Here is an 11,343-nt window from a genome sequence, read left to right on the forward strand (position 1 = left end):
CGGGATCCGAGGACGCGCTCGCGGCGGAGAGGCTTCTTTCGGAGATCTTCGTGCAGGCCGTTTTCTATCTTCCGCGCGGCTACCGCGCGGAGAAGAACTGGACTCGCGCGAGCCTCTGCGTGTCGATCGCCGCGAACGCGCGCCCGGATTCCCCGTGGCCCCCCTACGAGCTCGCGGCGATTCATGCGCTCGCCGGCCGTCCCGACCGCGCGCTCGACGAGCTCGACCGGGCCGCGGCCCTGGGATTCCGCGACGGGGACGCGCTCGGGCAGGACGCCGATTTCGCCTCGCTCCGGGATCGGCCTCGATTCCGCGACCTCCTCGGTCGACTGAAGTCGGCTCCGCCGGCCGCCTCTTCGCGCTGAACGGCGTGTGGAAACGCCCCGGCGTTTCGGAGAGAATCGCGCTTCCATGCCCGACAAAAGAGACGGGAACCGCCCGACGCTGAGGAGCATCGTCCTCGGCAAGCCTCTCCGGGCGACCGACCCGGGCGTCTTCCACCACGTCTCGCTGATCGCCTTCCTCGCCTGGGTCGGACTCGGGGCGGACGGTCTCTCGTCGTCCGCGTACGGTCCCGAAGAGGCGTACAAGGCGCTCGGCTCCCACGCGCCGCTCGCGGTCATTCTCGCGGGAATGACGGCCTTCACGGTCTTCGTGATTTCCTTCGCCTACAGCAAGCTGATCGAGGAGTTCCCCGGCGGCGGCGGCGGGTATCTCGTCGCGACGAAGCTCCTCGGGCCGCGGGTGGGCGTGGTCTCCGGGTGCGCCCTGATCGTCGATTACATCCTGACGATCTCGGTGTCCGTCGTCTCCGGCGTGGACGCGATCTTCAACCTGCTGCCTCTCCACTACCATTCCCTGAAGCTCGTGACCGCGGTCGGGGTGCTGGTGTGCCTGGTCGTCCTGAATCTGCGCGGCGTCAAGGAGTCCGTCACCTTCCTGCTGCCGATCTTCCTCATCTTCTGCGTCACCCATCTCGTGCTGATCCTCACGGCGATCCTCGGGCGATTCGGCCAGCTCCCGGCGGTCTTCCACGGAACCGCGCAGGACTTCCACGCGGGAGCGGGAACGCTCGGCTTCGTGCCGATGCTGTTCATCCTGCTGCGCGCCTACTCGATGGGAGGCGGGACCTACACCGGCATCGAGGCCGTTTCCAACGGCGTCCAGATCCTCCGCGAGCCTCGCGTCCACAACGCGAAGAAGACGATGCTCTACATGGCGCTCTCCCTCGCGTTCACCGCGGGGGGCATCCTCTTCTCCTACCTCCTGGTTCACGCGCGTCCGACCCCCGGGAAGACGATGAACGGGATCCTCGCCGAGATCGTGTTCTCTCCCTGGAAGCTCGCCGGCGCGCCCGTCGGATCGTGGCTCGTCGTCGCGACGCTCCTCTCGGAAGGGATGCTCCTGTTCGTCGCGGCACAGACGGGATTCCTCGACGGACCCCGCGTCCTCGCGAACATGGCCGTCGATTCGTGGGCTCCCCATCGCTTCGCGCAGCTCTCGGACCGGCTCGTGACGAAGAACGGCGTCCTGCTGATCGGCCTCGCTTCCGGCGCCGTCCTCCTCTACGCGCGAGGCGGTCTCGACCTCCTCGTGACGATGTACGCGATCAACGTGTTCCTGACGTTCACGCTCACGGAGCTCGGCATGTCGCGCCACTGGATCCGCGACCGGAAGACGCTCCCGCAGTGGAAGAAGAACCTTCCCGTCCACCTGACCGGGCTCGTCCTCTGCTTCTCGATCCTCTGCGTGACCCTGTACGAGAAGTTCCTCGTCGGCGGGTGGGTGACGGTCGCGGTCACGAGCGGCTTCATCCTCGCCGCCTTCGCGATCCATCGGCACTACGCGAACGTGCGCGATCGGCTGAGATACCTCGACCAGGTGCTGACGAGCGTGCCGCTCCACGAGCACCAGGTCGAAAACGAGCCGATGGACCGCAAGGCGCCGACCGCCGCGATCCTGGTCGGAGGCTTCAACGGGATCGGGATCCACTCGCTGCTCTCGATCCAGACCCTCTTCCCGCATCACTACGAGAACTACCTCTTCGTCTCGATCGGCGTCATCGACTCCGCGAAGTTCAAGGGGGAATCGGAGATCGAGGCGCTTCGCGAGTCGACGGAGGAATCCCTCCGGCAGTACGTCGCCTTCGCGCGCAAGCTCGGGATGAAGGCCGACTACCGGTTCTCGCTCGGGACCGAAGCGGTCGACGAGGCGGAGAAGCTCGCGCTCGAGGTGCGGAAGGAGTTTCCGCGGACGATCTTCTTCCTCGGGAAGCTCGTCTTCGAGCGCGACCGGTTCGTGCACCGGTTCCTCCACAACGAGACGGCGCACGCGATCCAGCGCCGCCTGCAGTTCTCGGGACTGCAGAGCGTGGTCCTGCCGATCCGGGTCACCGAACGCGAAATGCACGCGCCTTCGGTCGCTTAGCCGGCGCGCGGGGCGGGGAGCCCCGCCTCGCCCGGCGGGTCTCGCGGGATTCAGAAGGCGAAGAGCCTCTTCCAGAGCCTCGGAGCGTAGAGTTTCCGGAGATACTCCCGCCCGTCCTGCCGCGCGATTCGCCGCAGAAGGAACCCGTAAGCGGATTCGCCGAGCCATCGGAAAAGGCGCCGGTTCGCGAGCGACGTCGCGACGTAGCCCCCGAGCCGCCGGCGCCAGAGAGCGTCGTACTCTTCCGGACGCCCGTCGGCGAGCGCCGTCCCCGCGAGGTGGCCCGACACGATCGCCGAGCGGATCCCGAACCCCCAGAGTGCGTCCTGGAATCCGGCGGCCTCCCCCGCGAAGAGCCGCGAGCCGTCGCGCGCCTTCGGCGGCCAGCGGACGTTCCCGGCTCCCCCGAACGGCCGGAGCGACTCCATCCGGAGCGGCACCATCCGACGGAAGAACTCGAGCGTGCGCTCGCGATAGAGGGGCGCGCGCTCGAAATCCTCGAAGAGACAGCACGCGAGCGTTCCTCTTCCCCCGGCGACCAGGAGATATCCGTACCCTCCCGGAGCGAGGCGGTCGGAGAACACCCCCCAGACGCCGTCCTCGGCATCGGTTTCGAAGACGTAACCGGCGTCCACGGCGTCGCGGCCCTTCGGCCCGGTCGCGACGATCGCCGTCGGCGGGAGGTCCGGACAGGCGCGCCCGTAACGGATCTCGACCCCGGCCTCGAGCGCCTGCCGCTCGAGCGCGCGATCGAGCGTTCCCGGCTCGGCGCCGCGGCGGACGAGATAGAACGCGGGGCGCTCCGACCGCACGGTCCGCGCGCGACCCCTCCGGTCGAAGAACACGCCCCGGCGGACCACGACGTGGCAGAACGACGCCTCGATCCCGATGTCCGAGATCTCGTCCAGCGCGTCCTTCTCGAACGTCCAGTTCTCGATCGCCTGGAAATCGCCGCGGAACCGCGCGCCGACTTCGGCGTGGCGCTCCCAGACGACGGGCCGCAGACCCCGCCGGGCGAGGGTGATCGCCGCCGCGAGACCGGCCGGGCCGGCGCCCACGATCGGGATCTCCCGCGCCGCCTCCATCACGGGTGCGGCCGCGACGTGAACGGACGGAGCGCGAAGCCTCCCTCTTCCAGCTTCTGGCGCACCGCGCGCGCGATCCCGACCGCGCCCGGACTGTCGCCGTGGAGGCAGATCGTCCGGGCCGGGACCGGCAGGGCCACGCCGCTCGCCGCGATGACGGTCTGGTCGCGGGCGATCGAGAGGGCCTGTTCCGCGGCGCGCTCCGGCGACGCATGAACCGCGCCCGCGCTCCCGCGGGGTGCCAGGGTGCCGTCCTCGAGATAGAGCCGGTCGGCGAACCCTTCCGCCACCGAGCGCAGACCCGCGCGCACCGACTCGTCGAGGAGGATCGAGCCGGGCATCCCGACCACCGCGAGCCGGGGATGCCGGCGGGCGATCGCTTCCGCGACGGCGCGCGCCGCATCGCGGCGGCGATGGCAGACGTGGTACAGCGCCCCGTGCGGCTTGACGTGTCCGAGGGCGACCCCCTCGGCACGGGCGGCGCGGGCGAGCGCGTCGATCTGCTCGAGGACGGACGCGGCGAGCTCCGCGAGGGTCATCGGCAGCTCGCGACGGCCGAACGATGCCCGATCCGGATACCCCGGATGGGCTCCGCACGCGACACCGTGGCGGGCCGCCGCGGCGAGCGTCGCGCGCATGGTCTCCGCGTCGCCGGCGTGGCCGCCGCACGCGATGCTGCACGACGACAGGAACGGAAGGATCGCGTCGTCGTCGAATCCTTCCCCGAGATCCGCGTTGACGTCGATCTCGCGAGGGCGGGCCGCGGAGCTCACGCGCGTTCCTCCCGCGGACGGCCGCCGGGGTCCGCCGAGAGGGCCTCGGTCCGCGAGACTTCGCGAAAGCGCACCATGTCGCCCGGCCGCAATTGTCCCAGAACCCGCAGATCCGCGCGAACGGCGACCGCGATCTTCGGATAACCGCCCGTCACCGGCCCGTCGGGCATGAGGACGATCGGCCCGCCCCCGGCCGGGACCTGGACGGCACCCACCACGACGCCTTCGGGATCGATCTCTCCCGTCGCCGGAGCGACGCCGTCTCCTTCGAGCCGCACGCCGCGGCGATCGGACCGCGGCGAAACGCGAAAGGGTGCTCCGAAGAAGCGGCGCCGGGCGTCTTCCGGAAACGAGTCCCATTGCGGGCCGGCAAGGGCCCTCACGACGCCGGTGTCGAAAGGAAGCGCGCCCGACGCGACCGAACGCACCTCCGCGGCCGGCGCGTCCCCGGCCGGGAGCTCGTCCCCGGCGGCCAGCTTTCGCCCGGCGAACCCCCCCAGCGCGGAGGGCGCGAGGGCGGAGCGGCTTCCCAGCACGGGAGGAACGGCGATTCCGCCGCCGACGGCGACGTAGACGCGGAGTCCCGCCGTCGCCGGACCGATCGAGAGTCGATCGCCCGATCGGAGAACGAGCGTCCGGTCGCGGTCCGCCACGGCGCCGTTGACCGCGACGACCGCGGCCGCTCCGGCGACTCCGATCGCCACCGTCCCGACGGATTCCAGCTCCACCGAGCCGAGCGCGGCCTCGAGCAGCGCCGAATCCGCGGCGTTTCCAGCGAGCGCGTTCGCCGCCGCGGCGGAGAAGGGATCGGCGAACCCGGACGCCGGCACGCCCCAGCGGCTCGCTCCCCGCCGGCCCGCGTCCTGCACCGTCGTGAAGAATCCGGGACGGACGACGCGCACGCCTCTCATCCGCGAAGTCCCCTCGACGCGGCGAGCGCGGCGAACTTCCACTCTTCGATCGGGACGAAGCGCACCCGGTCGCCCGGCGAAAGGAGCGCGGGAGGACGGCGCCGGGCGTCGAAGAGGGCCGACGGGGAACGGCCGATGAGCCTCCAGCCGCCCGGCCCGGCATCCGGGTAGACCCCCGTGTAGGGACCTCCGATCGCGACCGATCCCCACGGCACGTGAACCCGGGGCGTCGCCAGCCGCGCGGCCGCGAGCGGGGCGGGAAGGCCCGTCAGGTACGCAAATCCCGGAGCGAACCCGAGGAACGCCACCCGGTACTCGGCGGCGGAGTGCATCTGCGCGAACGCCTCCGGCGAGATCCCCCGTTCCGCAGCGAGCTCCTCCAGATCGATTCCGCCCGCTCCGCCGTAACAGACCGGGATCTCGTGCCGCGCTCCCTCCGCGATCGCCGCGAAGTCGTTCTCCCACGAGGCCGCGGCGGAAACGAAAGCCGGCTCGTCGAATCGCTCCGGCTCGAAGACGACGAGGAGCGAGCGGGCTCCGAGCGTCCATTCCCGCACGCCGCCGGGAGGACGGGACTCGAGGTGCGCCGCGACGGCGCGCGCCTTCCGGCCGGCGAGAGCTTCCGGAACGCTCGTCCACTCGAGAAGCACCGCTCCCTCTCCGACCGGACGCACGACGCGCATGGAGCGATCTTATCGATCGGCTTCCGGCGGGGGAATTTTCAGCGCACCGGAGGAGGAGGCGCTTCGGCGGGGGGAGGGGGTGGCGCGGCCGGCGGGGCGGGCGGCGGCGCGGGAGCGGTTTCGGTCGGAGGAGGCGCTTCCGTCGGAGGCGGCGTCGCCGTCGGGCCCGGCGGCGGCGGCGCAGCCGGCGTCGCCGTCGCGTTCACGGAAGGAGGGGCATGGGGCGCGTCGCCCGACGGCACGCCGGTCGGCGCTTCCCCGGGGGCGTTCCCGGTCGGCGCGACCTCGTCGGTCGGGGCCGCCCCGGAATAGACCGTGCTCCCCGGCGGCGGCGCGTACGTCTTTCCGACGACGTAGTCGTTCGTTCCCGCCGGATACGGAACGCCGACTCCCGGCCGGTAGGCGTCGGTGTTCTGCGGCATGTTCTTCGGCCGCTCGCGGAGCGACTTCGCGAGGGCGCGCTGGCGGCGGGCCGCGTCGACCGGAGAGATCTCGCCGGGAGCTTCCATCGTGCTCTCGATGCGGGGAGCCTCCGCCTGGCCGATGGAGGCGACGTCCCGCTTGCGGACCGAGAGCAGCGTCCCGTCGGTCGCCGTGAAGACGTAGGCTCCGTTTCGTTCCGCCGGCTTCGTCTTCGTCCAGTACGTGACGCCTCCGTGCAGCACGATCTTGTACTCGGCCCGCAGAAGCGCCGGCGCGAGCAGGATGGCGAGGGTAACCGCCGCCGCCTTCATGCCCTCGATTGTACGCCTGACCCGGCGCTCGACTCGGCCATTCCGCCGGTTGCGAATGCAAGAGCAGGGCCCGCGGGGAACGGGGCTCCTTCCGCGTCGCTACAATGCGGCCCATGGCGATCCGACCTTCCCTCTGGGCCTCCCTCTCTCCGACCGGCGCGGGCGAGACGAAGCCCGCGCACTACCGCGACATGGCGCGGGTCGCCTGGGAGAACCGGGACGCGCTCGGTTACGCCTGGCGCCTCCTCCGGGACGGAACGTGCGACGGGTGCGCCCTCGGAACGTCGGGAATGCGCGACTGGACGATTCCGGGCACGCATCTCTGCATGGTCCGGCTGGAGCTCCTGCGGCTCAACACCGCTCCCCCCCTCGATCCGGAGCGGCTCCGGGACGCCGGAAGCCTCGAGCCGCTCTCGGGCCGCGAGCTGCGGGCGCTCGGCCGTCTTCCCGAACCGATGCTCCGCCGCGCGGGTGAACGCGGGTTCCGCGTCGTCTCCTGGGAAGAAGCGCTGGACGCCGCCGCGGAGAAGATCCGCGCATCGGATCCTCGCCGCGTCGCCGTCTATCTCACGTCGCGCGGCATCCTGAACGAGCACTACTACGCGGCCCAGAAGGCCGCCCGCTTCATGGGCACGAGCCACATCGACAACTCGGCCCGGCTCTGCCACTCCGCGTCCACGTCCGCCATGAAAAAGACCCTCGGTTACGGCGCGACGACCTGCAGCTACGCCGACTGGATCGGATCGGATCTCGTCGTCTTCTTCGGGAGCAACGCCGCGAACAACCAGCCGGTCAGCATGAAGTATCTCGACCGCGCGCGCCGGCGCGGCACGCGGGTCGCCGTCGTGAATCCCTACGAAGAACCGGGAATGAAGCGGTACTGGGTGCCCTCGCTTCCCGAGTCCGCCCTCTTCGGAACGCGGATCGCCGACGACTGGTACGCGGTGCGAACCGGCGGCGATCTCGCCTTCCTCGCGGGAGTGTTCAAGATCCTCTGCGCGGAAGGATGGATCGACCGCGACTTCGTCGCGCGGCGGACGGAGGGATTCGGTCCGGCGCGGGCGTCCGTCGAAGCGCTCGCGTTCGACCGGCTCGAGGCGGATTCCGGCCTCTCCCGCGGGGAGATGCGGCGCTTCGCGGAGACGCTGCGCGACGCGAAGAACGCGGTGTTCGTCTGGTCGATGGGGCTCACCCAGCATGCGCACGGAACCCCGACGATCGAAGCCCTCGTCAACGTGGCGCTCGCGCGCCACTACGTCGGACGCGAGAAGACCGGCCTGATGCCGATCCGCGGACATTCCGGCGTGCAGGGAGGCGCCGAGGTGGGCTGCGTTCCCGCTCTGCCGGAGGCCGCGTCCCGCCGGTTCGCCGAGATCTGGGGATTTCCGTTGCCCGATTTCGAGGGGTTGTCGGCCGCCGAGCAGGTCGAAGCCTCCCGCCGCGGAGAAATCGACGTCTTCTGGATCGTGGGAGGCAATTTCCTCGAAACGCTTCCCGAGCCCCGCCGCTCCCGGGAGGCCCTCGAAAGGGTCGGGACCCGGATCCACCAGGACATCGTCCTCTCGAGCCAGATGCTCGTCCCGCCCAGGGACACCGTCGTGCTCTTTCCGGCGACGACGCGCTACGAGTCTCCGGGCGGCGGAACGGAGACCTCGACGGAGCGGCGCATCATCTTCTCGCCGGAGATTCCCGGACCGCGCGTGTCCGGCGCCCGTCCCGAATGGCAGGTCTTCGCCGACGTGGCCCGGCGCGTCCGACCCGATTTCGCGGATCGGCTGCGCATCGAGAGCTCGGCGCAGCTCCGCCAGGAAATCGGGAGGGCGATTCCGCTCTATGCCGGTATCGAGAATCTCCGCCGGAAGGGCGATTCCTTCCAGTGGGGCGGGGCGCGGCTCTTCTCGGACGGGGTGTTCGCCACGGCGGACGGCAAAGCGCGATTCTCGGAAATCTCGCTCGGGGATGCGCGCGCCGCGGGCGACATCTTCATGGTTTCGACGCGCCGGGGAAAACAGTTCAACTCGATGATCCAGCACGACGTCGACCCGCTGAACGGAGCCCGACGCCTCGACGTCCTGATCTCGGCCGGCGACGCCAGCCGGCTCGGGATCGCCGACGGAGAACCGGTGCGGCTCACGTCCGACACCGGCCGCTTCGAAGGATTCGCGAAAGTCGCGCCGATCCGGGAGGGGGACCTGCAGGTCCACTGGCCGGAGGCGGGCGGCCTCCTGGCCGGCGGCCGACTCGACCCCATTTCGCTCGAGCCCGACTACACGGCGGCCGTCACGCTCTCGAAGATCCCCGTTTCCCCCGGCGGCGGCCGGCCGACTTCCTGAAGGCGTCCCGAACCCTTCGAAAAACTCGCTAGGATGGGCTTCGGAAAGGAGTCTCGATGCGATTTCTCTTCGGAGTCCTCATCGGCGCCGTCGCGATCGTCGCGGGCGCGATCATCGTCGCCTCCACCGGCCGCATCGACGTCGCCGCGGCGCGGCACGGCGGGTGGAACGACCGGATCGACCACTGGCTCTTCACGGTTTCCACGCGATCGATCGAGAAGCACGCCCCCTCGGCGACCAACCCGTTCGCGTCCGACCCGGCGGCCGCGGCGGCGGGACTGGCGCATTACCGCGAGAACTGCCTCGATTGCCACGGCGCGCGCGACGTCGACACATCGGAATTCGCGAAGGGGTTGAACCCGGGGCCGCCGATGCTCGACATGGACGACGTCCAGAGGATGTCGGACGGACAGCTCTTCTGGGTGATCTCCAACGGCGTCCGCGCGACCGGGATGCCCGCGTTTTCGCCGACGCACTCGCCGGAGGAGATCTGGAAGATCGTCGCCTTCGTGCGCCACCTCCCGAAGCTCAGCGACGCGGAAGTCGCGAGCCTGAAGAAGGGCCGCGAGGAAGGGGAAGAGCACCACAAGGAGCCGGCTCCCGAAGCGAAATAGGAGAACGATGCGGGAGCCGGAACGATCCGAGCTCCGCGAGCGTCGTTCCGGCGACGTCCCCCGGGCTCTCATTCGCCCCGGCCGGGCGCCGAAGCGGTCGAGGGCATGAGCCCGAGCCGCGGAAGGCCGCATCGCGAAAAGTCTCCGCGAGTAACCGAGCGGAGGAGGTTCGCGATGCGGGAGCCGGAACGATCCGAGCTCTGCGAGCGTCGTTCCGGCGACGATTCAGCAGGCGGAGGCGACCGCCGAAAGCAGCGCCTCCGGCACGACCGGTTTCGGGAGGAATGCGACCGCGCCCCCCTGCAGGGCGCTGTTCCGGGCGGCTTTCACGCCGGACACGACGACGACCGGAATCTTCGCGATGCTCTCGTCCGCCTGCTGGGTTCTCCGGAACTGCCACCCGTCCATTCCCGGCATCAGCATGTCCAGGATGATCAGGCACGGGCGCAGTCCCGAGCGAAGCTCCTGGAGCGCTTCCCGGCCGTTGTGGACCGCGACCGGACGGCGCCCGTCCTGCTGCAGGATCTCGCAGATCACTTCGAGGACATCGGGATCATCTTCGACGACGAGAACGGTGGTACCCGGCATTTCTCCCCCAACGATGGCGCTTCGATTGTCGACGATCGGGCCCGCTCCGTCCACCCAAAGTTTCTCCGCGCTTCGACGCTCGGCCGGCCCCCGGAATCAGGCACGAGACTTGCGTCACCCGCTGTCGATGCCCGCTCTCACCGGTCAATGCAAACGGTGCCTCCGCTTCGGGGAGCTCTTCCCCGTCCGGGGGATCTACTACTGCCGCTCCTGCGGCGACGTCTTCGAGAAACACCTCCGGGGATACCGCGGCCCGGAACGAAGGCAGGGAGCTTCCGAAGAAGGCGTCGAGCACGACCGGCGGCGATGGTCCGACGTTCCGGCGGGAGCGATGGGGCGCGATCTCTTCTCCTCGCACGGCACCACCGGCTAGCCCCGGAGGCTCGTGCCCCGTCTCTCGTCAAGTTTTCGATATCGCCCTCGCGCGGATTCCGGGTAGTTTCCCCTCACTGTCGTCCCGGGACTGAACTCCGGCCGGCCGTTCCCGAGCGGCCGGCCCTTTTTTCGCGCGCGGCGAACCGCCGACGCAGGGATTTTCAGTCTCTATGTCGGGTGGGCTTCGACCCTTTCTCTTCCGTGTTTACGCGGATTTTGAGATTTCGGATTTGACCGCGGTTTGACGCGGCCGGGCGCCTGAATGGCATTCAGGAGGTCGACGGTTCGATCCCGTTCAGCTCCACCAATCTTTTCAACATCTTACAACCCGCTTTCCCTCGCGCGCGCGAGAGACGAGTTCAAAAAGGAGTTCAAAGCATTCAACGGGGGTTTCGGCTACGGCGCGATCTGAGGATCCGCGTGAAAACAAGAACGCCAAAGCGAATGTCGCGCGAGCCTCCTCCCTCGGTTACTTCGGGAGACTACTTGCGCTGCGACCGGGGCGTGTTTTCGATGGGACAAACAGGTTGTAGAAGCCTCGAGAAGATTTCGCGGAAAGCAACTTGTTGACGAAGCTTTCCTGGTGCAGAAGGTAACTGAGCCGCGCTTCCCAGAGAAGCTGCAGAGACACCGTTCGCGCGAGGAGCAGAAAGACGATTCTGGGTCGGTATCCGTGCATCTCCCAAAACTCGACCGGCCGTTCAGCGCGGACGATCACGATTTGGTCGTTGCCGAACGGGCATTTCTCGGGTTCGCGGGGATGCGGAAACGCGACGTCCGGATGAAGCGCGGTGCTGTAAAGGCTTTCCCGTTCCATGAT

12 protein-coding genes are annotated in these 11,343 nt (G+C 69.3%); 5 read left to right on the forward strand and 7 right to left on the reverse strand.

The features are described 5' to 3' along the window. On the forward strand, positions 1–365 hold a 365-nt coding region (locus tag VFS34_05820), incomplete at its 5' end, for a hypothetical protein (protein ID HET9793962.1). Positions 366–411: 46 nt separating this feature from the next. Beyond that, complete coding sequence (locus VFS34_05825; protein HET9793963.1) at positions 412–2,427, forward strand: APC family permease; 2,016 nt, start codon at positions 412–414, stop codon at positions 2,425–2,427. A 50-nt stretch (positions 2,428–2,477) separates the two neighbouring features. On the opposite strand, the gene VFS34_05830 is transcribed toward VFS34_05825, so the two are convergent. From VFS34_05830 to VFS34_05850, 5 genes are read right to left on the reverse strand one after another with little or no spacing between them, the layout of a single operon-like run. Then, a complete protein-coding gene (locus VFS34_05830) occupies positions 2,478–3,512 on the reverse strand; it encodes an NAD(P)-binding protein (protein HET9793964.1) in 1,035 nt (344 codons plus the stop codon). Then, positions 3,512–4,285 carry a 5-oxoprolinase subunit PxpA gene (locus VFS34_05835; protein HET9793965.1) on the reverse strand — a complete coding sequence of 258 codons (774 nt, stop codon included), beginning with the start codon at positions 4,283–4,285 and terminating at the stop codon, positions 3,512–3,514. Before VFS34_05835 ends, VFS34_05830 begins: the two co-directional genes overlap by 1 nt. Beyond that, positions 4,282–5,196, reverse strand: a complete 915-nt coding sequence (locus tag VFS34_05840) for a biotin-dependent carboxyltransferase family protein (protein ID HET9793966.1) — start codon at positions 5,194–5,196, stop codon at positions 4,282–4,284. The genes VFS34_05835 and VFS34_05840 overlap by 4 nt, the downstream gene beginning before the upstream one ends. Further along, positions 5,193–5,879 (reverse strand): 5-oxoprolinase subunit PxpB, encoded by a 687-nt coding sequence (gene pxpB / locus VFS34_05845; protein HET9793967.1) that lies wholly within the window; start codon positions 5,877–5,879, stop codon positions 5,193–5,195. Before pxpB ends, VFS34_05840 begins: the two co-directional genes overlap by 4 nt. Before the next feature lie 38 nt (positions 5,880–5,917). After that, positions 5,918–6,613, reverse strand: coding sequence for a hypothetical protein (locus VFS34_05850; GenBank protein ID HET9793968.1), 696 nt, complete (start codon positions 6,611–6,613; stop codon positions 5,918–5,920). 113 nt (positions 6,614–6,726) lie between these two features. Between VFS34_05850 and VFS34_05855 the strand changes: the two genes are divergently transcribed. Then, positions 6,727–8,946 (forward strand): FdhF/YdeP family oxidoreductase, encoded by a 2,220-nt coding sequence (locus tag VFS34_05855; protein HET9793969.1) that lies wholly within the window; start codon positions 6,727–6,729, stop codon positions 8,944–8,946. A gap of 56 nt (positions 8,947–9,002) precedes the next feature. Next, a complete protein-coding gene (locus tag VFS34_05860) occupies positions 9,003–9,560 on the forward strand; it encodes a c-type cytochrome (GenBank protein ID HET9793970.1) in 558 nt (185 codons plus the stop codon). A gap of 225 nt (positions 9,561–9,785) precedes the next feature. Here the strand turns inward: VFS34_05860 and VFS34_05865 are convergent, their stop codons facing one another. Continuing rightward, positions 9,786–10,148: a response regulator gene (locus VFS34_05865; GenBank protein ID HET9793971.1), complete on the reverse strand. Its 363-nt coding sequence runs from the start codon at positions 10,146–10,148 to the stop codon at positions 9,786–9,788. Between the two features lie 127 nt (positions 10,149–10,275). On the opposite strand from VFS34_05865, the gene VFS34_05870 reads away from it, so the two are divergent. After that, a complete protein-coding gene (locus VFS34_05870) occupies positions 10,276–10,521 on the forward strand; it encodes a hypothetical protein (GenBank protein HET9793972.1) in 246 nt (81 codons plus the stop codon). A 471-nt stretch (positions 10,522–10,992) separates the two neighbouring features. Here VFS34_05870 and VFS34_05875 read toward each other — a convergent pair. Further along, a partial coding sequence (locus VFS34_05875) for a PTS sugar transporter subunit IIA (protein HET9793973.1) occupies positions 10,993–11,343 on the reverse strand: 351 nt, incomplete at its 5' end.

The sequence above is a fragment of the Thermoanaerobaculia bacterium genome, from assembly GCA_035717485.1.
Taxonomy (GTDB): domain Bacteria; phylum Acidobacteriota; class Thermoanaerobaculia; order UBA5066; family DATFVB01; genus DATFVB01.